General features: G+C 74.0%; 25 protein-coding genes, 1 tRNA gene and 1 pseudogene. 12 read left to right on the top strand and 15 right to left on the bottom strand.

Annotated features, from left to right (window positions below; genetic code table 11):
* Positions 1-147: 147 nt before the first annotated feature.
* Complete coding sequence (locus AC1UE5_RS09755) at positions 148-681, bottom strand: hypothetical protein (protein WP_482922626.1); 534 nt, start codon at positions 679-681, stop codon at positions 148-150.
* Positions 682-876: 195 nt separating this feature from the next.
* On the opposite strand from AC1UE5_RS09755, the gene csrA reads away from it, so the two are divergent.
* On the top strand, positions 877-1,122 hold the full coding sequence (csrA, locus tag AC1UE5_RS09760) for a carbon storage regulator CsrA (protein WP_482922628.1): 246 nt from the start codon (positions 877-879) through the stop codon (positions 1,120-1,122).
* Positions 1,123-1,204: 82 nt separating this feature from the next.
* Here the strand turns inward: csrA and AC1UE5_RS09765 are convergent, their stop codons facing one another.
* The 6 genes and pseudogenes from AC1UE5_RS09765 to AC1UE5_RS09790 form a co-directional block, all read right to left on the bottom strand.
* Positions 1,205-1,444, bottom strand: coding sequence for a hypothetical protein (locus tag AC1UE5_RS09765; RefSeq protein ID WP_482922630.1), 240 nt, complete (start codon positions 1,442-1,444; stop codon positions 1,205-1,207).
* Between the two features lie 13 nt (positions 1,445-1,457).
* The gene (locus tag AC1UE5_RS09770) at positions 1,458-1,961 is read right to left on the bottom strand and encodes a thermonuclease family protein (RefSeq protein WP_482922632.1); all 504 of its coding nucleotides are present in this window, start codon (positions 1,959-1,961) and stop codon (positions 1,458-1,460) included.
* 27 nt (positions 1,962-1,988) lie between these two features.
* Positions 1,989-3,095, bottom strand: a complete 1,107-nt coding sequence (locus tag AC1UE5_RS09775; RefSeq protein ID WP_482922634.1) for a hypothetical protein — start codon at positions 3,093-3,095, stop codon at positions 1,989-1,991.
* A 6-nt stretch (positions 3,096-3,101) separates the two neighbouring features.
* Positions 3,102-3,380 (bottom strand): hypothetical protein, encoded by a 279-nt coding sequence (locus AC1UE5_RS09780; protein ID WP_482922636.1) that lies wholly within the window; start codon positions 3,378-3,380, stop codon positions 3,102-3,104.
* 226 nt (positions 3,381-3,606) lie between these two features.
* Positions 3,607-4,203, bottom strand: a pseudogene (locus AC1UE5_RS09785) (MFS transporter); the annotation flags it as partial.
* A 165-nt stretch (positions 4,204-4,368) separates the two neighbouring features.
* Positions 4,369-5,460 carry a class I fructose-bisphosphate aldolase gene (locus AC1UE5_RS09790; protein WP_482922638.1) on the bottom strand — a complete coding sequence of 364 codons (1,092 nt, stop codon included), beginning with the start codon at positions 5,458-5,460 and terminating at the stop codon, positions 4,369-4,371.
* A gap of 36 nt (positions 5,461-5,496) precedes the next feature.
* Here AC1UE5_RS09790 and AC1UE5_RS09795 point away from each other — a divergent pair, with 36 nt between their 5' ends.
* Together AC1UE5_RS09795 and AC1UE5_RS09800 are read left to right on the top strand one after the other, a co-directional pair.
* The gene (locus AC1UE5_RS09795) at positions 5,497-6,600 is read left to right on the top strand and encodes a carboxylate-amine ligase (protein WP_482922640.1); all 1,104 of its coding nucleotides are present in this window, start codon (positions 5,497-5,499) and stop codon (positions 6,598-6,600) included.
* A gap of 48 nt (positions 6,601-6,648) precedes the next feature.
* On the top strand, positions 6,649-7,434 hold the full coding sequence (locus AC1UE5_RS09800; RefSeq protein WP_482922642.1) for a rhomboid family intramembrane serine protease: 786 nt from the start codon (positions 6,649-6,651) through the stop codon (positions 7,432-7,434).
* On the opposite strand, the gene selD is transcribed toward AC1UE5_RS09800, so the two are convergent.
* The gene (gene selD, locus AC1UE5_RS09805; RefSeq protein WP_482922644.1) at positions 7,435-8,448 is read right to left on the bottom strand and encodes a selenide, water dikinase SelD; all 1,014 of its coding nucleotides are present in this window, start codon (positions 8,446-8,448) and stop codon (positions 7,435-7,437) included. It lies immediately after the preceding gene.
* A 24-nt stretch (positions 8,449-8,472) separates the two neighbouring features.
* Between selD and AC1UE5_RS09810 the strand changes: the two genes are divergently transcribed.
* Genes AC1UE5_RS09810 through AC1UE5_RS09820 form a run of 3 tightly spaced genes read left to right on the top strand, consistent with a single transcriptional unit; the run spans position 8,473 to position 9,775 of the window.
* The gene (locus tag AC1UE5_RS09810) at positions 8,473-8,814 is read left to right on the top strand and encodes a hypothetical protein (RefSeq protein ID WP_482922646.1); all 342 of its coding nucleotides are present in this window, start codon (positions 8,473-8,475) and stop codon (positions 8,812-8,814) included.
* A complete protein-coding gene (locus AC1UE5_RS09815) occupies positions 8,814-9,500 on the top strand; it encodes a metal-dependent hydrolase (RefSeq protein WP_482922648.1) in 687 nt (228 codons plus the stop codon). The genes AC1UE5_RS09810 and AC1UE5_RS09815 overlap by 1 nt, the downstream gene beginning before the upstream one ends.
* Positions 9,497-9,775, top strand: coding sequence for an Lrp/AsnC family transcriptional regulator (locus tag AC1UE5_RS09820; RefSeq protein ID WP_482922650.1), 279 nt, complete (start codon positions 9,497-9,499; stop codon positions 9,773-9,775). The genes AC1UE5_RS09815 and AC1UE5_RS09820 overlap by 4 nt, the downstream gene beginning before the upstream one ends.
* An 11-nt stretch (positions 9,776-9,786) precedes the next feature.
* Here the strand turns inward: AC1UE5_RS09820 and AC1UE5_RS09825 are convergent, their stop codons facing one another.
* Positions 9,787-11,256: a calcium-binding protein gene (locus AC1UE5_RS09825; RefSeq protein WP_482922652.1), complete on the bottom strand. Its 1,470-nt coding sequence runs from the start codon at positions 11,254-11,256 to the stop codon at positions 9,787-9,789.
* Between the two features lie 76 nt (positions 11,257-11,332).
* Here AC1UE5_RS09825 and AC1UE5_RS09830 point away from each other — a divergent pair, with 76 nt between their 5' ends.
* Together AC1UE5_RS09830 and AC1UE5_RS09835 are read left to right on the top strand one after the other, a co-directional pair.
* On the top strand, positions 11,333-12,007 hold the full coding sequence (locus AC1UE5_RS09830; protein ID WP_482922654.1) for a hypothetical protein: 675 nt from the start codon (positions 11,333-11,335) through the stop codon (positions 12,005-12,007).
* Positions 12,004-12,372: a nuclear transport factor 2 family protein gene (locus tag AC1UE5_RS09835; RefSeq protein ID WP_482922656.1), complete on the top strand. Its 369-nt coding sequence runs from the start codon at positions 12,004-12,006 to the stop codon at positions 12,370-12,372. The genes AC1UE5_RS09830 and AC1UE5_RS09835 overlap by 4 nt, the downstream gene beginning before the upstream one ends.
* Here the strand turns inward: AC1UE5_RS09835 and AC1UE5_RS09840 are convergent.
* Positions 12,369-12,662: a tRNA-binding protein gene (locus AC1UE5_RS09840; protein WP_482923298.1), complete on the bottom strand. Its 294-nt coding sequence runs from the start codon at positions 12,660-12,662 to the stop codon at positions 12,369-12,371. The genes AC1UE5_RS09835 and AC1UE5_RS09840 overlap by 4 nt on opposite strands.
* A gap of 124 nt (positions 12,663-12,786) precedes the next feature.
* On the opposite strand from AC1UE5_RS09840, the gene AC1UE5_RS09845 reads away from it, so the two are divergent.
* Entirely contained in the window at positions 12,787-13,701 is a 915-nt protein-coding gene (locus tag AC1UE5_RS09845; protein ID WP_482922658.1) for a hypothetical protein, read from the top strand.
* Here AC1UE5_RS09845 and AC1UE5_RS09850 read toward each other — a convergent pair.
* Positions 13,698-15,236: an RNA polymerase sigma factor gene (locus AC1UE5_RS09850; RefSeq protein WP_482922659.1), complete on the bottom strand. Its 1,539-nt coding sequence runs from the start codon at positions 15,234-15,236 to the stop codon at positions 13,698-13,700. The genes AC1UE5_RS09845 and AC1UE5_RS09850 overlap by 4 nt on opposite strands.
* Before the next feature lie 289 nt (positions 15,237-15,525).
* Between AC1UE5_RS09850 and AC1UE5_RS09855 the strand changes: the two genes are divergently transcribed.
* A tRNA-Leu gene (locus AC1UE5_RS09855) sits at positions 15,526-15,600 on the top strand.
* A gap of 28 nt (positions 15,601-15,628) precedes the next feature.
* On the top strand, positions 15,629-16,234 hold the full coding sequence (locus AC1UE5_RS09860; protein WP_482922660.1) for a TetR/AcrR family transcriptional regulator: 606 nt from the start codon (positions 15,629-15,631) through the stop codon (positions 16,232-16,234).
* Here AC1UE5_RS09860 and AC1UE5_RS09865 read toward each other — a convergent pair.
* From AC1UE5_RS09865 to AC1UE5_RS09880, 4 genes are all read right to left on the bottom strand, one after another.
* Positions 16,207-17,754, bottom strand: coding sequence for an MFS transporter (locus AC1UE5_RS09865; RefSeq protein ID WP_482922662.1), 1,548 nt, complete (start codon positions 17,752-17,754; stop codon positions 16,207-16,209). The two genes, AC1UE5_RS09860 and AC1UE5_RS09865, sit on opposite strands and share 28 nt — an antisense overlap.
* Before the next feature lie 88 nt (positions 17,755-17,842).
* Positions 17,843-18,928, bottom strand: coding sequence for a ScyD/ScyE family protein (locus AC1UE5_RS09870; RefSeq protein WP_482922664.1), 1,086 nt, complete (start codon positions 18,926-18,928; stop codon positions 17,843-17,845).
* A 117-nt stretch (positions 18,929-19,045) separates the two neighbouring features.
* Positions 19,046-20,467, bottom strand: coding sequence for a calcium-binding protein (locus AC1UE5_RS09875; RefSeq protein WP_482922666.1), 1,422 nt, complete (start codon positions 20,465-20,467; stop codon positions 19,046-19,048).
* A 129-nt stretch (positions 20,468-20,596) separates the two neighbouring features.
* On the bottom strand, positions 20,597-21,142 hold the full coding sequence (locus AC1UE5_RS09880; protein WP_482922668.1) for a CAP domain-containing protein: 546 nt from the start codon (positions 21,140-21,142) through the stop codon (positions 20,597-20,599).
* A gap of 370 nt (positions 21,143-21,512) precedes the next feature.
* Between AC1UE5_RS09880 and AC1UE5_RS09885 the strand changes: the two genes are divergently transcribed.
* Positions 21,513-22,442, top strand: coding sequence for an ROK family protein (locus AC1UE5_RS09885; RefSeq protein WP_482922670.1), 930 nt, complete (start codon positions 21,513-21,515; stop codon positions 22,440-22,442).
* Positions 22,443-22,456 lie beyond the last annotated feature (14 nt).

Consider the following 22,456-nt stretch of genomic DNA (forward strand, 5'->3'; position numbering starts at 1 on the left):
AGATGGCCCACCCGAGGCGGCGACCCTCGCGCAGCCAGCGACGGTGCGCGCAGGGCGGTGCCGAGCGCGAGGCGCTCGGTCACGTCAGCTTGGGCGTCCTCGACCTCCCACACGAAGCGCTGAGCGCGCTCCAGGGAGGTCAGGGGCCTACTCGTCGTCGTCGGTCGCGCCAGCTCGCCGGATCACGATCTTGTCTTCCTCGATCGTGATCTCGACGGGACGGTGACCAGCCCAGTGCTCCGCGTAGACGGGGTTGTCGACGATCGCCGGGTCGAGCCACAGGCCGTAGCCCTCCTCGCCGTGGTCGAACGTGCCCTCGAGGGGACCGCTGCTGCCGCCACTGCGGCGGCGGCCACCGCGGCGCCCTCGGCGCCGGCGCGGCTTGGTCTCCTCGTCGGACTCGTCGCCCTCGTCGGCGTCGGCTTCGTCGGCCCGGGCCGCCTCGGCGGCGTCGAGCTCGGCGGCGATCAGCGCGTCGTCTTCGGCGCGCAGGTCGATCTCATCGTCGAAGTCGACCCCAGTGGTCGGCTCCTCGCCCTCCTCGAGCCCCTGCTCGCGCTTGAAGGACTGGATCTGCTGGACGGTCACCTCGAGCTGATGCGCGATCCACGCGTCGGTACGGCCCTGGCGGACCCAGCTGCGGATCTGGTTGAGGTGGGGGCGCAGTGAACGTCTGGCCAAAACGCGGCGCAGACTAGCGCAATGTGCGGCCGGATCGCGGATGTCCGCGCGCTGACCGTGCCGGAATCCGGTCGGTTGAGTCGCCGCAAGGTCCTGTCGCGGAGGGCGTTCCGTCCACGTAGGATGTTTCTGCAAGGTGCGACCGGGGCAAGCGGCGAAGGACACCGTGGCCCGGCGGCAGGGAGGTGCCACCACATGCTCGTGCTCACCCGCAAGTCCAACCAGTCGATCATGATCGGCGACGACATCGAGGTCTCGGTGTTGTCGATCATGGGCGAGAAGGTGCGGATCGGGATCCAGGCTCCACGCGACGTGCCGGTCTTCCGGCGCGAGGTGTACCTGGAGATCCAGCAGGAACGCCGAGGCGTCGCCTCGGGGGACCGCGATACGCGTCACGAGGTTGAGTCAGCGCTGAACCGCCTCGGCAGTTCAGGCGACTGACCGGAGACAGCCAGCAAGGAGCGGAACGTCGGCGCGGCACGCAGGGTGCGGCGCCGGCGCTTCGTCCTTCGTGAAGGTTGGGTTAACCCATCACCATGTAGAGCGCCTGGAACATCGCGACGGTCACGAGGACCGCGGTCGCGATGAGGACCAGGACGAGCACGAAGAAGCGGAGCGTGCCGCGCTTGTGCTGGTGAGCCAGCTCGCGGTTGCGTGCGCGGGCGGCGGCCTGGCGGCGCAGGCGCTCTCGGCGCGCGGCGTCCTGCTGGGCCTCCTCCACGAACGCCTGCTCGAACTGGGCGAAGCTCTGGCGCATCTTCATGCTCGGCAGGAGTCTACCCCTCCGTGTCGACGCTGCACGACGACCAGAGGCCGCGCCCGGCCCGCCGCGCGGCGCGCTGCAGCTCGACGTACGCGTCGGCGCGCGCCACGTTCGGCGGCACCGTGAGCACCTGCGCGTACCCGCGCCGCAGCAACTCGGCGCCCACGTCGAGGCCATCGGACACCCGCTCGACGTAGGCGAGGGTGCGGCCGTAGCGGTCGCGCGCCTCGGCGTCGGGGACGAGCCGCACGCGCACGCCCTCCACGAGCCGGGTCGTGGCCGCGCTCGCCGCGCGGCCGAAGCACTCCACCGCCGTGCCCGGCTTGACCGACTCCGGCGTGTCGACGCCGATGATCCGCACCCGCTCGCCGCCCGCGAGCTTCACCGTGTCGCCGTCGACGACCCGCTCCACGGTCGCCGTGCGGGCGCCCTTGGCGGGGGCACCGGCGTCCTCGACGGCGCAGCCCGCGGTGAGGGCGGCGACGACGAGGGTGAGCGCGAGGGGCAGGCGGGGCATGGCCGGCCACGCTACGGCCGGCGCCGGTCAGCGTGCAGGCGCGAGTGCAGGGGCGCGCGTCGCGACGAGGCGGCAGGCCAGCTCGGGGCGCGAGCAGGGAAGCGCGCGCTCGACGGTGATCACGGCCTCCTGCCCGTGGACCAGCGGCGGCGGGGACCCGCGCAGCCAGTAGACCGTGTCGCCGTCCCACGCGGCGCCGTACGCCAGCACGCCGTCCGGGCGCAGCCCGCGCGGGGTGGTGGGGCGTGCCGCGTCGACCGCGAGGAACGTCGTCGCCGTCGGCGAGCACGGCGCCTGCGCGACGAGCGTCCGCAGCCCGCGGCCGGAGGCCGGCGCGCCGATGCCTACCGGCTGGCGGTAGCCGCACGCGCCCGAGACGTACCCCTGCGCCGGCTGGACCTGGCGGCCCGGGCGGCCGTTGCGCGGGCTCCACCGCGCCTCGACGCCGGGGCCGGCGCCGTAGGGGGCGACCGTCAGGCGCCACAGGAACGCGACGGCGTGCTGGCCGAGGTCGAGCGCATCGACCGCCGCGCGCGACGTCCGTGCCGCCGGCGTGCCGCCCCGCAGGGGCTTGGGCCGCGCGCTCGGGCTGTCCCACAGCAGGATCCGTGCGTCGCGCGCCCCGCGGCGGGGAGCGGCGGCCGCGGCGACCGCGCCCTTCCACAGCGACGGCGTCGTCAGCGAGAGCCCGTTCGCGCCACGCAGCTTCAGCGGCTCGGGCGCCGCGCTGCCGTCGGCCGGCGCGATCTGCACCGTGCAGCCGCGCGCGCCCGACAGGTCGACCGCCGGGAAGATCCCCGCAGGGACGCCGTCCACCGCGCAGCGGGAGAAGACGACCGCGGGCGCGCCGATCGCGTCCGGCCCGGCGTCCGCGTCGAACGGCACCGCCCGCGTCGGCACGCCTGGCACGACCCGCAGCCCTGTCGCCCGCGTCCACGCGACCAGCTCGTAGCGCCCGTCCGCGCGCAGGCGCGACGCGACGACCGCCCCGCCGTAGGCGGTCGGCTGCACGAGCCCCGCGCCGTCCGCGAGGTCGGTGAACGGCACGGCGGCCGGGCTCCAGCGCGACCCGTCGGCGGCCGCGCCCGCGGGAACGAGGAGGAGGGCCGCGACCGCGGCGAGGATCGCTCTCATGCCCCGTTAACGGGCGGCGTGCGCGACAGTCGCGCCGCGGAGCGTCCCAAGCCGAACGGCGACCGGGACGACCGCCGCCACCGCGAGCGCGCTCACCAGGAGCAGCCCGTTGCGCGCGCCGTCGTCCGCGAGCGCGCCCGCGGCCGCCGCGCCCGCCGCGGCACCGGCGGCGTAGGCGGTCACGATCCACGTCGCCGCCTCCGTCGCGGTGCCGCGCGGCGCGGCGGTGTCGAGGAGCGCGAACACGGACGCGGTCGCGGGCGCGATGGCGAGCCCGGCCAGCACGAGCGCGGCGGCGAGTGCCGGCCCGGAGTCCAGCGCGGCGAGCGGCAGGAGCGCGAGCGCGAAGAGCGCCGTGAGCGCCAGGTAGCGCGTCGCGCGGTCGCCCGGCCACGAGCGTGCGCCGTAGGCCAGGCCGCCGATCAGCGAGCCCAGCGCCAGCGCCGCGAGCAGCAGCCCGCCAGCCGCCGCCGTCCCCGTGGCCGTCCGCGAACGCCGGCGCGGTCACGTCGAGCGCGCCGATCACCGCACCGTACGGCACCTGCGCGAGCACGAGCGTCCGCATCCCGGGCGTCGCGAGCGCCCCGAGCGCGGTGCCCGCTCCCACGCGCGGCTCGCCCCGCCAGCCGCGCGACGCGGGCGTGGCGACGAACGCGCAGGTCGCGGTGAAGCTCACGCCGACGACCGCGAGGAACGTCGCGGTGGGCGAGGTGAGCGCGACGGCGAGCGCGGCGAGCAGCGGCCCGCCGAGGAACATCACCTCGATCAGCACCGACTGGAGCGCGTAGGCGCTGTCGCGCAGCGCCGCGTCGACGAGCGTGCCCCACAGCGCGCGCAGCGCCGGGAACAGCGGTGCCGCGGCGGCGGCACCGAGCCCCGCCAGCGCGGCCAGCGCCGCGACCGGGGCGCCCGCGCGCGCCGCCACGATCAACCCGAGCAGCGCCGAGTGACCGACCACCGCGCAGACGCCCAGCACCACGGTCTGCCCGTGCCGGTCGACCAGCCGCCCACGCACCGGCGCGGTCAGCGCCCCCGCGAGCGCCCCCGTCGCCGCGACCGCACCGGTGGCCGCGAACGACCCCGCCTGCTCGCGCACGAACAGCACCATCGTCAACGGCAGCGCGCCGTTGATCGCGACGCCCTGGACCACCGCGGCGACCACGACCCATGCGACGCCCGGGGCCGAGAGGACCTGCAGGTACCGCCGCACGCGGCGGATCCTACGCAAACGGCGCCGGCCGCGTGGGCCGGCGCCGCTCAGCGCGAAGCGCTGCTACGCGACCGTGACCTCGGGGGAGAGGTAGACGTCCTGGATCGCCTGCAGCAGCGCGACGCCCTCCTCCATCGGGCGCTGGAACGCCTTGCGGCCCGAGATGAGGCCCATGCCGCCCGCGCGCTTGTTGATGACCGCGGTGCGCACGGCCTCCTGCAGGTCGGTCTCGCCCGCCGACGCGCCGCCGGAGTTGATGAGGCCGGCGCGGCCCATGTAGCAGTTGACGAGCTGCCACCGGGTCAGGTCGATCGGGTGGTCCGTCGTCAGCTTCTCGTAGACGTCCTTGTGGGTCTTGCCGTACGACCCGTTGAGCCCGCTGACGGCCTGGTAGCCGCGGTTGGTCTCCGGCAGCTTCTGCTTGATGATGTCCGCCTCGATCGTCACGCCGAGGTGGTTCGCCTGGCCGGTCAGGTCCGCGGCGAGGTGGTAGTCGACGCCGTCGATCTTGAACTCCGAGTTGCGCAGGTAGCACCACAGGACGGTGAACATGCCGAGGCGGTGCGCCTCCTCGAACGCGCGCGCGACCTCGACGATCTGGCGCGAGGACTGCTCGGAGCCGAAGTAGATCGTCGCGCCGACGCCCGCGGCGCCCAGCTCGTACGCGCGCTGCACCGACGAGAACATGATCTGGTCGAACTCGTTCGGGTACGTCAGCAGCTGGTTGTGGTTCAGCTTGACGATGAAGGGGAACTTGTGGGCCCACTTCCGGCTGACCGCGCCGAGCACGCCGAGCGTCGACGCGAACGCGTTGCAGCCGCCCTCGACGGCCAGCTCGACCAGGTTCTCCGGATCGAAGTAGATGGGGTTGGGCGCGAACGACGCGGCGCCCGAGTGCTCGATGCCCTGGTCGACGGGGAGGATCGAGACGTAGCCGGTGTGCGCTAGACGGCCGGTGGCGTGCAGCCACTGGAGGTTGCGCAGCACCGTCGTCGGACGATCGGTGTCGGTGAAGATGCGGTCGACGAAGTCCGGCCCCGGCAGGTGCAGCTGCTCCTTGGGCACGGTCGTGCTCGTGTGCTGGAGAAGGGACTGCGCCTCGTCCCCCAGCAGCTCCTCGAGCCGGGAGGTCGTCATATCTGCGGTCGTGGCCATGTCCCGCACGTTACCCGGGTACGCTCCCGCGCGCGGATGCATCAGAACTTCACGTCGAAGGGCTTCACCATCGGCATCGAGGAGGAGCTGATGATCGTGGACGGCGAGACGTACGAGCTCGTCAACGCGATCGAGCAGCTGCTCGCCGACGACGACACCGACGAGATCAAGCCCGAGCTCATGGAGTCGGTGCTCGAGATCGCCACGCCGCCTTGCCGGGACATCCCCCACGCGGCCGCGGAGCTCAGACGCCTGCGCGGCCACGCGTCGGACGTCGCGAGCGCGAAGGGGCTGGCGATCGGCTCCGCGGGCACGCACCCGTACGCGATGTGGGAGGACCAGCGGATCGTCGCCCGGCCGCGCTACCGCGAGCTCGTCGAGGCGCTGCGGTTCGTCGCGCGCCAGGAGCTGATCTTCGGCATGCACGTCCACATCGGCATCGACGACCCCGACAAGGCGATCCACATCGCCAACGGCATGCGCGTGCACGTGCCGGTGCTGATGGCGCTCAGCGCCAACTCGCCGTTCTGGCGCGCCGACGCCACCGGGCTGCAGTCCAGCCGGATGCCGGTCTTCCGCCAGTTCCCGCGCGTGGGCATCCCGCCCTGGTACAAGGACTTCGCCGACTACGAGCGGCGGATGAAGTTCATGATCGACTCCGGCGTCATGGAGGACCCCACGTACCTCTGGTACGACGTCCGCCCGCACCCGAAGTTCGGCACCGTGGAGATCCGCGCGTGCGACTCGCAGACGCGGCTGGAGCACACGATCGGGCTCGCGGCGCTCACGCAGGCGATGGTCAAGGAGCTGGCCGAGCACTTCGACGCCGGCACGCCGCTCAGCGACTACCCGTGGGAGATGCTCGACGAGAACAAGTGGCTCGCCGCGCGGCACGGGCTGGAGGGTGAGCTGGTCGACCTGCCGACCAACGACCGGGTCACGACGAAGGCGCTCGTCAAGCGGCTCATGGACCGGCTCCGCGAGCACGCGCAGGACCTCGGCGCGGAGGAGGCGCTGGAGGGCGTCGACGACCTCATCGCGCGCGGGACGGGCGCCCACCGCCAGCGCGTGGTGTACGAGGCGAACCGGGACCTGCGCGAGGTGATGGCGGAGATCGTCGAGGCGACGTCCCCACGCTGAGAACCGGTCGCGCGGATCCTCGATCGGGGGTCTACGATGGAGGACAGCATGGCCTCCAGCCCTGAGCTCTTCGTCGTCTGCAAGAACTGCCGGTCTCAGGTCAGCCCGTACATCACCGAGTGCCCGTACTGCGGGCAGCGGCTGCGCAAGCGGGCGCCGAAGATCGAGCGCGACAAGGGGCCGGGCAAGGGGAAGGCCAAGGCGGAGCGGCGCAAGAAGGCCGCGGCGCGCCCGTCGCTGGGGCCCCTGCGCACCGGCGAGATCCCCGGCATCCGCGGGGACGAGACCCGCAAGCCGTGGGTGACGTTCTTCCTCGTGGCGGTCGGCGCGCTGTGGTGGCTGGCCGTCATCCCACTGCGCGACGAGGCCATCACCTGGGTGCTCGACCCGCTCGGCGAGTGGTGGGGCGTCATCGTGGCGCCGTTCCTGCACGCCAGCGGCTGGTACCAGTTCGCCTCGCTCGGCGTGCTCGCGCTGTTCGGCTGGCTGCTGGAGCGCCGCCACGGGCCTGTGGTCGTGCTCGTCGTGTGGCTGCTGGCCGCGTCCGGCGGCATGGCGATCGTCAAGGCCGTCGACCCGGTGCCGTTCGCGATGGGCGCCTCCGGCGGCGCGCTCGGCCTGCTGTGCGCCTGGGCGGTCCCGGTCCTCCTCGCGCGCCGCAAGACCGGCGACGACGATGACGACGCGGACCTCATCGGCGTCGGCGTGCTCTTCGTGCTGCTCGCGCTCATGCCCGCCGCGCGCGACGAGGTCAGCGCGATCGCGACCGTCTCGGGCATCGCGATCGGCTCCCTCTGCGGGCTCGTGCTCGCGAAGCTCGCCCCCCGCGCGTAGCTAGCGGACCGCGATCGTGCCCGGCGTGCCCTCGACCAGGCGGCCGACGACCGTGCCCGGCACCTCGCCCGCGCGATCTTCCGGCACCGCCGCGAGGAGGCCGCCGGAGGTCATCGCGTCGGCGAGGAGCCAGCGGCGGGCGGCGGGGACCTTCGCGTCCCAGGTCGTGAAGGTCTCGGCGTAGACGCGGTTGCGCTTTGTGCCGCCCGCGATCGCGCGTTCGCCCAGGGCGAACAGGCGGGCCGTGCCCTCGATGGCGGGCACGGCGGTGGCGTCGAGCTCGGCGGCGACGCCGGACGCGAGCGCCAGCTCGTGGAGGTGGCCGAGCAGGCCGAAGCCGGTGACGTCGGTGAGCGCGTGAGCGGCCGCCGCGCGCGCGGCCGCCGCGGCGTCGCGGTTGAGCGTCGTCATCACCTCGACCGCGCGCGCGATCAGGTCGCCCTTCGCGAGCCCGCGCTTCGCCGCGGTGGACACCGCACCCGCGCCGAGCGGCTTGGTCAGCACGAGCACGTCGCCGGCCCGGCCGCCCGCGTTCGTCAGCACCTCGTCGGGGTGAACGGTCCCGGTCACCGCCAGCCCGTACTTCGGCTCGGCGTCGTCGATCGAGTGGCCGCCGACGATCGCGCACCCGGCGTCGAGGCACACGTCGCTGCCTCCGCGCAGGATCTCGCGCAGGACGTCCGCGCCCAGCTTCTCCAGCGGGAAGGCCACGAGGTTCAGCGCGCTCACCGGCTCCCCGCCCATCGCGTAGACGTCGCTCAGCGCGTTGGTCGCCGCGATCCGGCCGAAGTCGTACGGGTCGTCGACGATCGGCGTGAAGAAGTCGACGGTCTGGACGATCGCGAGGTCGTCGCGCAGCTGGACCACGCCCGCGTCGTCGGCGGTGCCGAACCCCACGAGGACGTCGGCGCGGTCGGGGCGGGGGAGCGAGGCGACGAGCGGGTGCACGGCCGACGGCGGCAGCTTGCAGCCGCAGCCGGCGCCGTGCGAGAGGCTGGTGAGAGCGACGGCCATGGCGGGCAGTATCGTCGCTGGTCCATGGCCGACGACCGTCCCACCTACACCTCCGAGGAGGTCGACCGGGCCGTCGACGCGCTCGGCTCGCCCGACCGCTTCGCGCACGCCCAGGAGATCGTCACCCACGCCGCGCCGGGGCTCCAGCGCGTCCTGAACGCCGCGCTCGACGAGGGCGGCTACTTCGGCGACGCGAACGAGCAGGCGATCCGCCAGGCGGCCGGCGAGGCGGATCCGGAGCAGCGCAACCTCGCGGTCCGCACGCTCGTGGCGGAGGAGACGCGGCTCGGGATGCTGATCGGCGTGGCCGTCGGGCTGGAGCTCGCGCACGAGCTCCAGGCACAGCGCACCGAGAAGGAGAGCTGATGGAGATCACGTTCCTGGGCCACGCCGCGTTCCTGCTCGAGGGCGGCGGCGCGAAGGTGCTGATCGACCCGTTCCTCACCGGCAACCCGAAGGCGTCGGTCGCCGCCGGCGACGTCGAGGCCGACGCGATCCTCCTCACCCACGGTCACGGCGACCACATCGGCGACACCGTCGACATCGCCAAGCGCACCGGGGCGCCGGTCGCGGCGGTGGTCGAGCTGGCGCAGGAGATCTCCGACGACCTCGGCGGCGACCACACCGTCCACGCCTACAACCTCGGCGGCACCGTCACGTTCGACTGGGGCTGGGTCAAGCTCGTCCCCGCCTGGCACACGTCGACCACCCCGAAGGGCACGCCGTCGATCGCCGCCGGCCTGGTCATCAACCTCGGCGGCAAGACGATCTACCACCTCGGCGACACCGCGCTGTTCGGCGACCTGGAGCTGATCGGGCGCCGCAGCGGGCCGATCGACGTCGCGCTCGTGCCGATCGGCGGCTGGTACACGATGGACCGCCACGACGCGGTCTTCGCGGCCGAGCTGATCGGGGCCAAGCAGGTCATCCCGATCCACTACGACACCTTCCCGCCGATCGAGACCGACGCGCAGGCGTTCAAGGCCGACGTCGAGCGCGCGACGACCTCGCAGGTGATCGTCCTGCAGCCGGGGGAGACGCACACGCCATGACGCACGCGATCGTCCTCATCGAGGCCGAGCGCGACGCCCTCGCCTCGCTCGGCGGCCAGCTGGCCGACCAGGAGGGCGTGAGCGCCGCGTACTCGGTGACGGGGGAGTGGGACTTCGTGGCGGTGCTGAGCCTGCGCCACCACGAGCAGCTCCGCGAGGTCGTCACGCACGGCATCGCGTCGCTGCCCGGGGTCGTCAAGACGCAGACGATGGTGGCGTTCGAGGCGTTCTCCCGGCACGACCTCGAGTCGCTCTTCTCCGTCGGCGGCGAGTAGCCCGCCGGCGCCTACCGCTTGAGGGTCACCGCGCCGGTGAGGTCGCCGGCGCGGAGGCTCAGCTTCACCGTCCGCTTGCCGCGCAGGGCCCGCTTGGCCGCCTTCGTGAAGCGGAGCTTGACCGTCGCGGTGCCGTCGGCACCGGCCTTCGCGGAGCCGCGGGCGACGGTCGTGCGACCGCGCTTGGCGACGACCGTCACCTTCGCGCGCGCCTTCGCGCCGCGGACCTTGATCGTCAGCCCGGAGCGCAGCGCGGTGCGCAGCCTCGTCGGCTTGGCGAGGCTCAGCGCGCCGGTCTTCGTCCCGTTCGGCTTCGTGCCGGTCTTGCCCGGCGTCGTCCCGGCCGTCGCGGTGCCGCGGTCGACGGTCTCGCAGCTGGGCGCCACGACGTCCACCGCGTCGGCGACGACGCGATCCGTGCCGACGCCGCAGTCGATCGAGTCCTGCTCGCCGTCCCGCGCGTTGATCACGTCGTTGCCGTACGGCACGGTGCAGCTCTGCAGCCACCCGCACTGCGAGCCGGTGAAGTCCGCGTTGATGACGTCGCGGCCCGGCCCGCCGGTGAGCACGTCGTCGCCGAACCCGCCCTCCAGCTGGTCGTCGCCGGCGCCGCCGTCGATCGTCTCGCGGCCGTTCGACGCCAGGACGACGTCGTTGCCGCCCTGCATGTTCACCACGGACGGGCCCTTGTCGGTCGGCGAGAAGACCTCGACCTTGTCGGGGCCGTCGGTCATCGTGAACGTGCCGCCCGCGTACGTCCGTACGACCTCGACGCCGACGACGTTGTCGGCCTCGCCGGTGCGGCCGTCGTTCGCGACGCCGTCCTGGGTGAGCACGATCGGCCGCTGCGCGCGGTCGGTGGTGTCGGACCAGTCCTCGAGCTTGTCGATGCCGCCACCGCCGTCGACGACGTCGTTGCCGTCCGTGTAGTGGTCGGGCTTGAGCAGGTCGTCGCCGTCGCCGCCGAGCAGCCGATCGTCCCCAGCCCCGCCGGTGAGCTGGTCGTTGCCCGCGCCGCCGTCGAGCGTGTGGTTGCCGGCCTCCGACGTCAGCTCGTCGTCGCCATCCTCACCGGCGAGCACGACCGGGCCGGTGCTCGACGCCTTCAGCCGGTCGGTGCCGGGGCCGCCGCGCAGCTCGACCGGCAGCGTGAGCGCCGCGTCCGCGACCCAGCCCTGGTCGTCGCCGTCGCCCAGCTCGGCGCGGAACGCCGACGGCATCGGGCACGTGTAGGGGAACGACTCGTTGGGCCGCTCGCAGCCGGGCGGGACCGCGGTGAGGTTGTCGTTGTCGCTGACGCCCAGCCGGCCGCCGTCGGCGGCGGTCAGGGTCGGCCAGTTGAACTCGCCGGGCGCGGCGCGGAGGACGAGCGTGCCGCCCTCGTACGCGAGCGTGGACGCCTGCGTGGCGGCCGGGACGGTCGCCAGCGCGGCGAGGACGGAGAGCGGGATGAGGGTCCGGCGGACGAGGTTCTGAGGCATGGCGCCGACACTGGCCGTTGGGGTCGGGGGCTCGCGCCGGGGAGATCCACGATCGGCCCCCTAGACTGACGTCGCGGTGTCCTCCCTGCCGGTCAAGCCCGAGTTCGGGCCGACGCTGCCCGAGCTGGCCGCACCGTGGTGGCGCCGCACGCCGCGCGTCGTGCGGTTCGCGCTCGTGGCGCTGCTCGCGCTCGTGGTCCTCTTCGTCGTCGTCAAGAAGGTCGGCGGCGGCACCGACGAGATCTCCGTCGTGGAATCCGATGCGCCCGCGTTCAACTTCCGCCATGGCCCGTCGCTGAAGCAGGTCGACCCGCAGGCCGGCGAGCGTGTCCGGCTGGAGTCGTCGCGCGACGGGCTCTTCCTGCAGTCGTTCGTCGTCTCACCGCTCGAGATGCCGCCGTACGAGGGGCGCGCCGCCGGGACGTACCCGATCGTCGCCGAGCAGCTCAAGGAGCGGCTGGCCGCGAAGTACGACCGCTTCGAGCTGGTCGAGGAGGGCCGCGCCCGCATCAACGAGGTGCCCGGCTACGAGGTCGTCTTCCGGGCGATGAACGAGGAGAACCGCCGCCTCTACGGGCGGTTCGTGATGCTGGTCCCGCTCACCGACCCGCCGACGCCGCAGCGCCAGGGCGTCGTGCTGGAGCTGCTCGGCACGCCGTCGGCGGGCATCCCCAACGCGGACTCGATCGGCGACGTGGGCCAGCTCAAGCTCCCGCTGCGCTCGTTCCGGTTCGGGACCGAGGCGCCGTGATCGAGGACGACGTCCGCAACCGGGTGCGGGCGCGCGCCGACGCGCTGGCCGCGCGGGACGAGACGGCGCTCCTCGCGCTCCACCACCCAGACCTGCGCTGGACGACCTACCGCGGCGAGGTGCTCGACCGCGCGACGTACGTGGCACGCAACACGGACGCGGCGATCACCGCGCACCGGCAGGAGCACGAGGACGTCACGATCGTCGTCGTGGGCGACGTCGCCGTCGTCACGTCGGTGGTCACCGACGAGCTCGAACGCGGCGGTGATCCCACCGTGCACCGCGTGCGGCTGACGCAGACGTGGGTGAGCGAGGCGGGCGCGTGGCGCCTGCTCGCCGGCCACGCCGGCCCGCCGATCGACTAGGCGATCCGGTCGCCCGGCTGCGCGCCCTCGCGCGGCTCGAGCAGGATCACCGTCTCGCCGCGCATCGCGCCGAGCACGAGGACCTCGGAGCGGACGGGGCCGATCTGGCGCGGCGGGAAGTTGACGACGCCGACGACGAGGCGGCCCTCGAGCTCCTCCCGCGGGTAGTTGGTGATCTGCGCGCTGGAGCGCTTGATGCCGAGCTCCTCGCCGAAGTCGACGCGCAGCTTCCAGGCGGGCTTGCGGGCCTCGGGGAACTCCTCCACCTCGACGATGCGCCCCACGCGCATGTCGACCTTCACGAAGTCGTCGAATGTGATCTCCACGGACCTGACGGTACTTGCTTGTCACGGAACGGATGGCAAGCGACACTCCCTCGAACGAATGCGTGTTCTCGTTTGTGCTGCCCTCCTCTTGCTGTCGTCCGCCGCGCCCGCGGTGGCCGCTCCTCCCGCCGACCTCGGCCGCTACGACCCCGAAGGCCTGCGGGCCGAGCAGGAGGCCGCGGAGCTCCTGTCGGAGGCGTCGACCGAGACCCACGCCCGCCGCCCGTCCTGCATCCAGCAGATCGAGCACACCCGGCACGGGGACCTGCCGATCACCGACGCCGAGCCGAGCGTGGCCGTGCGCAGCGTCCTCGGGATCTTCCGGCGGCCGCCGACGGGCGAGGAGCTGGCGCTCGCCGCCGACCCGAACGCGACGCTGAACTACGCGGGCACGCTCGAGCGCTCGCGGCAGGGCGTCCGGGTCGTGCGCACCGCCTCGGGGCAGGAGATCGTCATCACGGTCCTCCCGCGGGTCAAGCGGCTCGTCCCGGACCCGGTGCTGCGGCGCTCCTGCACCGAGACCACGCGCAAGATCGCGCGCCGTCTGCGGCGCAGTGCGCGGCCGCGCGTCCAGCGCGAGCTGACCCGGATGATGCGCACGCTGCCAGGCGACGACGCGGACCTCGTGACCCTGCCCGACATCGCCGAGGCGGTGACGATCACGTGGCCCGAGGGCGGGACCGGCGGCCTCTTCGACACCCAGCGCTTCTCGGTCAACGGCACGTTCCTCAGCGTCGGTCGCGAGAAGCGGCGCTCGCTCGTGTTCGGGCTCGTGCCCGACGGCGTGGCGACGGTGGAGCTGCGCTACCCGCGGTACGTCTCGCGCGGGCGGTACCGGGATCCCATGGACTACGGGCGCCGCCACCGGCGAACGGTGCGCGTCCGCGAGAACGCCTTCTCGGCGACCGTCCCGCGCGGGGCGCAGGACTCCCTGCCGGCCGACATGGTCTGGCGGTCGGCGACCGGCGCCGTCGTCCGGGTCGTCGAGCCGGAGCTGGGCTAGCCCGCGGGCGGCGCCGGCGGGGGCGTCGGCGCCGGCTCGGCCGGGGCCGACGGCGTGGTGGGCGTCGTCGGGGTGGTCGGCGTCGTGGGCGTCGTGGGGGTGGTCGGCGTCGTCGTCGGCGTCGTCGGCTCGGGCTGCGTGGTCGGCTGCGGCTGCGGCGCGGGCGTCGGCTCCGGGGCCGGCTGGGGCTCAGGAGCGGGCGCCGGCGCCGGTGCGGGCGGCGGGACCGGCGCGGGCTCGGGCTGCGGCTGCGCGGCGGCCTGGGCCGTCGGCGGCGGGGCGGGCGCGAACGTGCCCCCGGTGCCGCCCGCGGCAGGCTGACCGGGCTGCTGGCCCGGGAGCACGACCGTGTCGACGCCCTGCTGCGTCCCGCCCGTCGGCATGACGGCCGGCTGGGGGCCCGCGGTCGCGCCGGGGTGCTTCTCGGCGAGCTCGCGGGCGTCGGCCGCGGCCGCGGCCTCGCGCTCCCTGGCGCGCTCGGCCTTCAGCTCGGCGGTGACGGTCTTCGCCTCGGTCGTCTCGTCGTCCGCGACGGCGGGCTCGGTCGTGACCGGCTGCGGCACCGACGCGATCGCCACGGGCTCCTGGTGCGGCGGCGCGACGGCCGGCTGCACCGGCGGCGGCGCGACCGCGGACTGCGCGGACGGGTGCGGCACGGGGATGTGGGCGCGCTTGACCTCGACGGCGCCGGCGGTGACGATCGCCGCGGCGGCGAGGCCGGTGGCGGCCTTGGACGCGATCGTGCTGATGCCCGCGGAGACCGCACCGCCCGCCGCGGCGCCGCCGGCCGCGCCCGTGGCGGCCGCGCCGCCGGCGCTGGCGGTCGTGCCCAGGTGGGCCAGCATGAGCTTCTTGAAGAGGAGCAGCGGCGCGACCGGCATGAGCGCGGCCAGCTGCTTGTTCGTCGCCTTGAGCTGCTTGCGGAACATCGTGCAGCGGTCGCAGCCGCGCAGGTGGCGGCGGACCGGCGGGGACGTGCGCTTGAGGCCCTCGGCGACCTCGCCCAGCTCCTCCCGGACCTCCTCGCAGGTGAGCTGGCGCGCCTCGGACATCTCCGCCAGCGCGACGCGGGCGCGCACCAGCAGCGACTTGACCGACGGGACCGTCGTCTCCATCGCCTCGGCGATCTGCTCGTAGGAGAGCGCGTCGATCTCGCGCAGGAGGAGCGCGGTGCGCTGCGTCTCCGGCAGCTCCTGCACGTCGCCGATCAGCGCGCGGAACTCCTCGCGCTTGTGGACCTTGTCCGCGGTCGTCAGGCCGCCCTCGGACAAGTGCACGTCCATCGAGTCGACGCCGATCGCCTGCTGACGGCGCAGGTGGTTCAGCGACCGGTTGCGCGCGATCCGGTACAGCCACGGCCGCACGTTGATCGGGCGGTCGTCGCCGAGGATCGCGTTGAACGCGGCGGCGAAGACCTCCTGCAGGACGTCCTCGGCGTCCTCCTTCGACCCGAGCATGTGGCGGCAGAACGCGAGCAGCCGCGACTGGTACCGCCCGACGAGCGCCTCGAACGCGGCATGGTTCCCCTTCCGCACGAGCGCGATGAGACGCTCGTCCGACTGGAGCCGGAGGAGGGGGGTCGGACCACGAAGGCTCGCGGCCCCTGGGTGTCGAAGGGCAGAAGCTTCCACGCGTGTGTCGAGTGGGAACTCCGCAGACCCCTGAGAGTTGCGGAGATGGACGGAAACGCACGACGGCTGGCGCCTCCGAACGGGGACGTGCCCCAGCGTAGCGGCCGGCCGCCGCGTTCGACCTCCCCTCGGCTTCGCACGCAGGGATGTTCGTGTCGGCATCGGACGATCGCCCCGTAGGGTTCGCAGGTAGGCCCGGGTAGTCCAACTGGTAGAGACCCCGCCCTTAAAAGGCGTCCAAGTGTGGGTTCGAGTCCCACCCCGGGCACTGCCGGCGCGCGTAGGATCGGTCGCCGATGCCCGCTGCTCGCCCCGCCCGGCCGCGTGGTCCCCGTGCCGACGTCGACGCTCGTGCCGCGCTGCTCGACGCGGCGGTCCGGCTGTTCGGAGAGCGGGGGTACGACCGCACGAGCCTGCGGGACGTGGCGGCGGCGGCCGGGGTCGACGTGGCGCTCGTCCGGTACCACTTCGGTGGCAAGGACGGGCTGTTCGCGGCGGCCATGGCGCTCGCGGTCAACCCGGCGGAGGTGCTCGACGGGATCCTGGCGGAGGGCGTCGACGGTGTCGGCGAGCGGCTCGTCCGCACGCTGGTCGCGATCTGGGACGAACCGCGCACCGGCGGCCCGTTCATCGTCATGGTGCGCTCGGCGGCGGCCAACGACGTCGCCTCCAGCCTGCTCCGCGAGTTCATCCAGGGCGAGATGCTCGGCCGGATCGTCGCCGTCCTCGACACGCCCGACCCGGAGCTGCGCGCCGCGCTCGCCGGCACGCAGCTCGTCGGGCTGGTCATGGCGCGCTACGTCGTCGGCATCGGCGCGATCGCGCAGGCGACCCCGGAGGCGCTGGCCGCCGCCATCGGGCCGACGCTCCAGCGCTACCTCACCGGCGACGTCGCCACCTGACGGGCGGCCGCCCGGCGCGGCAGCGTCCGGGCGACCAGGATCGCCGTCACCGCGCTGAGCGCCGCCGCGACGACGAGGCCGACCCCCATCGCGCCGACGAACGCGTCGCTCGCCGCCGCGGCCAGGTCGTCGCCGGCCGGGCCGGGTACCTGCTCGCCGATCCGCACCGCCGCGCCGATCGACTCCTCCGCTGCCTCGCGCGCGGGCGCGGGAAGCGCGGCAGTGGAGCCCTCCAGGTCATCGGCGTACAGCGACGTGACGAGCGAGCCGATCACCGCCACCCCGAGCGCGCCGGACACCATCCGCGCGACCGTGTTCATCGCGGACGCCACGCCCGACTGCGCGGCGGGCACCGCGCTCACGACGGCGTCGGTCGCCGGCGCCATCACCCAGCCCATCGACAGCGCGAGGAAGAAGAAGAACGTCAGCAGCGCACCCACGCTCGTGTCGACGCCGAACGCGAGCGTCGTCGTGAGCACGGCCGCCAGCCCGGTGAGCCCGATGGCCACGACCGGCGCCGCCCCGAGCCGCTCCACCGCCCGGTTCGACGACCCGGCGCCCAGCACCAGCCCGAGCGCGAGCGGCGACATGATCGCGCCCGCCTCGACCGCCGAGTGGCCGAGCGCGAACTGCAGGTACTGCGTGAGCGCGAAGATGCCGCCGAGCAGGGAGAAGAACGCGACGCTCACCGCGAGCGTCCCGACGCTGAACGGCGCGCTGCGGAAGAAGCGCAGGTCGAGCATCGGGTGCGCGACGCGGCGCTCCCAGACGATGAACGACGCGAGCAGGCCGGCGGCCACGGCGAGCAGCGTGAGGATCAGCTCGCTGTCCCAGCCCTCCTCGGGCGCCTCGATCACCGCGTAGACGAGCACGGTGAACCCGGCGGTCGACAGCAGCGCGCCGAGCAGGTCGAACCGCCCGGGCTGCGGGTCGCGCGACTCCGGGACGTAGCGGATGCCCAGCAGCACGGCCACGAGCGCGAAGGGGACGTTCACCAGGAAGACCGACGACCAGTCGAACCACTCCAGCAGCGCGCCGCCGGCGAGCGGACCGAGCCCGATCCCGAGCGCCGCGAGCGCGGCCCAGATGCCGATCGCCTTGCCGCGCTCCTCGGCGGGGAAGACGTTGGCGATGATCGACAGCGTGGCCGGCATGATGAGCGCGGCGCCCACGCCCATCACCGCCCGCACCGCGATCACCTCGTCCGCCGTGTCCGCGATCAGCGCGCCCAGGCTCGCGACGCCGAAGATCGTCACGCCCGACTGCAGCGCGAGCTTGCGCCCGAGCCGGTCGCCCAGCGTGCCGAACACCAGCAGCAGGCCGCTGAACACCAGCAGGTAGCTGTCGACCATCCACTGGAGCGTGGACGCGGACGCGTCGAGCTCCTCCTGGAGCGTGGGGAGCGCGACGTTGAGGATCGTGTTGTCGAGCCCGATCACAAGGAGGCTCAGCGCGAGCACGCCGAGCGTCTTCCAGCGGTTGGCGTGGACGTCGGGGTCGAGGGGTCGGGCAGCAGCCATGACGGCCTCCGGGCGTCGAGATTCAACAAGCGTTGAATCTCGACGGTACCGGAAGGACGTCTCCGGTTCAACGGCTGTTGAAAAGCGGCTACGGCACGATCTTCACGACCTGCCCGCCCGCTCCGCGGAACGGGCTGCGGCGCGGCGTCCGTGCCGGGAGGACCGAGTAGTTCGAGACGTAGAGGGCGCCGGACGCGTCGACCACCGCGCCCTGGGGCGCGAAGAGCTTGCCGGTGCCGAGGCGCTGCTTGACGCCGTCGGGGCGCAGGCGCACGACGTCGCCGGCGAGGTCCTCGGCGCGCGGGTTGGTCGCCAGCTCGGTCAGGTAGAGCGAGCCATCCGGGCCGAAGGCGACGCCGGTGATCATCGTGAAGCCGGTGGCGTGGACCGTCGGGGTGCCGCCGCCCGCGGGCACCTTCCACACGCGCGCCTTGTTGCGCCCCGCGCCCTCGGCGAGCTCGCCGACGTAGTAGTTGCCGTCCGGACCCTGCGCGATCGAGGACGGCACCGCCTGGTTCTTGCCGTTCTTCGGGATGACCGACAGGAGCTTCACGCTGCCGTCCGCGGCCACCTCGAGCACCGAGTTGCCGCCGGCGTCGACGACGATCGTGCGGTCGGACAGCGCCAGGATCGCGTACGGGTTGGAGTTGCGGTCGCCCTTGGCCTTGTCGGCGTTGTTGGCCCACTCGAACGCGGACACGTCGCCGATCACGGTCTTCTCGTTGCCCGTGACGTCGAAGAGCTTCCCGGCCAGGCGGCGGATCGCGGCCGGCACCGCGCGGATCTCGGCCGGCGTGCTCGACGTCTCGACCGCCAGCACGCGCCCGTCGGGCCGCACGCCCACGCCGTCGATCCCGACCGCGAACAGGCCACCCTCGCCGCCGATCGAGGGGAACCCGCTCGCGACGACGGTCTTCGCGCCGCCGGCGCCGAGCTTGAGGACGCGGCTGGTCATCCCGATGCAGGTGGCCTCCTCGCCCTCGCCCTGGCACTGCGTGCCCGCCCGGCCGGCGGACGCGACGTAGACGGCGCCGTCCGGCCCGAGCGCCAGATGGCGTGGGTTGTCGATCCCCGAGGCCACCACGCTGACCGTCTCGGCCTGCGCCGCCCCGCCCGTGCCCCACGCGAGCACGCCCGCGGCGATCCCTGCCACCACCATCCGTTGCGTTCTCATCGACCGATCCTGCGCAGGCCCACTCGCGCGGTGCAAGCGGCGCGGCAGGTCCGCGGTGGATCTCCCCCGGCGCGCGTCGGCGGGCCGGAGCGCCGGGGGAGAGGCCGGTGCGCGGGATCAGCGCACGACGAACACGCGCTCGCAGCCACGCGGCTTGCGGCGCTCGTTGCGGTTGATCCGCACCGTGTCGCGTCCGCCGCCGCAGCGCAGCGTCCGCACCGTCGGCCCGGCGGTCGCCGCGTTGATCGCGTCGCGCCCGGTGCCGGTCGAGACGCGGTCGCGCCCGTACGCGGTGTTGACGGTGTCGTTGCCGCTGCCGGTGGTCAGCCCGTCGTTGCCGGGGCCGCCGTTGACCGCGTCGTTGCCGCGCCCGCCGTAGACGCGGTCGTCGCCGAGCGAGCCTGCGAGCACGTCGCGGTCACGGCCGCCGTCCACGCAGTCGTCGCCGCCGCCGGATGCCACGCGGTCGGCGCCGGCGAGCGCGATGACGCGGTCCGCGCCGCCGCTGCCGGTGATCTTGTCGGCGCCCGCGGTGCCGACGACGGCGTAGGCGGGGCCGCGGCCGCGCGTGCACGCGCCGCCGAAGCGCTCGCGCGCGACGCTCAGCGGCAGGACGGTCCCGCCGCGCGGGCCCTCGAAGGGCTTGCCGATGACGATCTCGCGCACGGGCTGGCCGTTGCCGGCGGCGCCGGCCGCGATCACGCACACCTGCCGCGCGATGACGTAGGTCGAGCCGGCCGGGCAGACGCCCTCGACGGCGCGGCTGGCCGCGCTCGCGCCGGTCGCGTTCGTGCTGCCGTCGTCGGTCGAGCCCGCGCCCGTGCCCGGACCACCAGCGCCGGCACCGCCGGCCGCCGACCCCGCGCCGGCCGCGCCGTCGCCCGCCGCCCCGCGCGCGGCCGCGCACGCGTCACCGCCCGCGATCGCCTCGGCCACCACGACGGTCGCCACCGGCGTCCGGATCGCCAGCGCCCGCCGCACGAGCGCCGTCCCGTCGTCCTCGGCCTCGTTGACCGAGATCGAGCCGAGCGGCCCGAGGTCGAGCCGGAAGGGCGCGTCCCCTGGGGGCAGCGCGACCTGCGTCGCGTTCACGCGCAGGCCCGCCACCCGCGAGCTGCCGCTACGCGCCGTCGTCCCGCCGGTGCACGTCGCGAGCGCCGCCGCCTGGACGGCGTCGACCTCGACCGACAGCCCCGGCAGCGTCACCGCGAGGTCGGCCGCCCGCGCGCCCGCGCCGACCATCGGCCCGGCCTCGACGCCGGTCGCCGCGTCCGCCGCGGCGAGCCGCACGGGGCCGACCGTGGTCTCCTCGACCGTGGTGCTGGACTGCGGCGTGCACGGCGTGCGGGCGTCGTTGGCCCGGATCGGCTCGGCCGCCACGCCCTCGGCGAGCGGCGACTGGAGCGCGCTGAGGCGTAGCGCGCTCGCGCGGCACTGCGGGTCGGCCGCGGAGGCCGGGGCCGTCACCGCCAGCAGCGCGGTGGCGCAGCAGGCGAGCGCGAGCGCGAGCACCCGCGTGCGGCGTGCATCGAACGTCATGGAAGCTCCTCGGGTCTGGGCGCCGTTCTCCAGCCGGACGCCGATGCCGGTACGCCGCGCTTCTCACCACGCGTGACGCACCTGTTTCCCGTAAATCGAGGAGCCGCAACCGCGTAGGCGCGCTGCCGCTCACCCGATGCGGCCGAACGTCACCGCCACGGTGACCCCGCCGCGGCGGCCGTTGGGCGCGCCCTGGGACAGGCCGACGCCGACGTCGCGGAACCGCTCCTCCAGCAGCACGCGGCGGTGGCCGGAGCTGTTCATCCAGGCGCGCACGATGGCCGCGGGCGTCCGTCCGGTCCCGCTGCCCCACGCGAGGATCTCGCCGAACAGGAGCCGCCCGCTGCCGCCGTAGCCGGCCCGCTTCGCGCGGTCGCCGGCGTCGGAGCCGTCGGCCCCGCGGTGCGAGAACGTCTTGCGGGCGACGAGCTGCTCGGCGTAGCGGTGCGCGGCCTCGGCCAGGCGCGGGTCGGGGTCGAGCGCCGGGCGCGACCGCTCGGTGCGCTCGGCGTCGATCAGGCAGCGGACGGCGCGCTCGTACGCCGGCGCGTCAGCCGCGTCGGTGGGGCGCAGTCCGGCGTCCGGGCAGGCGCCGGCGGCAGCAGGGGACGCGGCGAGGAAGACGGGTGCGAGCGCAGCCGCGAGCGCGCGCACCCCGAGGGGCTTCGAGAGCACGGTGATGACCTCATGTCGGCGGCCTCTCCAATGCCGCCGGTCCGGTGGTCAGCCGCGCCTCTCACCTCGCGGGCCGATGGGGTGCTCGGAGGATCACCGCGCAAGGAGCTCTGCAAACCTGGGTCGGCGCGTCGGCGCGCAGCACGACGCGCGGGGACCCGGCCGCTGATGTGAGAAGCGGCCGTGGAGAACGGCCGAGGCGCCGGGTCCCCGCTGCGTCGGCCGAGGAACTGAACCACGATCAGTGGCCTGTGGACGCGCCATCGAGCGCTTTCATCCGGCAGTTCAACCATTCGGACGATCTTCGGAGCCTCGCGCGGCTCCTGACCCGGAACGGGTCGTTCTTGGTCGGGCGGGCATACTCCAAGGCGTGAGCGATCGCATCATCGGCGTGGACGTGGGAGGCACCAAGATCGCCGCCGCCGCGCTGGACACCGGAGACCTGTCCTCTCCGGTCGTCGTCCCGACCGAGACCTCGTCCACCGAGGAGCTCATCGACCAGCTCGAGGACGTCGTCCGCACCGTCGGAGACGCGGCAGCGGTCGGCATCGCCGTCCCGAGCGTCGTCGACTGGCAGACGGGGTCCGCGCGGTTCAGCGTGAACATCCCGTTGGCCGGGGTTCCCCTGCGGGAAGTCCTGGGGGAACGTCTCGGCGTGCCCGTGTACGTCGACAACGACGCGACCTGCGCCGCCCTGGCGGAGGCGCACTCGGACCCCAACGACATCCCGGACGTCCTGGTCATGCTCACCCTCGGAACCGGCGTCGGCGGGGGCATCGTCCTCGGCGGGCACCCGTTCCGCGGCGCCACCGGCGGCGCGGCCGAGCTCGGCCACATCATCATCGGCGCGGACCTGTCCAAGGGCGCGCCGGCGGGCTCGGACCTGTGGCCCAAGCCGGACTCCCTGGAGGGCAACGCCGACGGCGACGCGCTCACGGCCCTCGCGCAGCAGCACGGGCTCGCCAACGGGAAGGCCGCGGTCGCGGCCGCACAGGAGGGACGCCCCGAGGGCGTCGAGGTCCTCCGCATCTACGCCGAGCGCGTCGGCGTGGGCATCGCGAACCTGATGAACATCTTCGACCCGGACCAGGTCGTCCTCGGCGGTGGGGTCTCCGCCGCAGGCGAGCTGGTCCGCGGGCCGGCCGAGGAGGTCGCGCGCCGTCTTGCCCTGCCGGGCATCGGCACCAAGGCGCGCATCCGGCTGGCCCGGTACGGAAACGACGCCGGCATCCTCGGCGCTGCGCTGATGGCGCAGCAGGAGCTGGCCTTGGACTTGGAGAGGAGTCCCGACACCGCATGAGCAGTCCTGCAGTG

The organism is Parviterribacter multiflagellatus, from assembly GCF_056863265.1.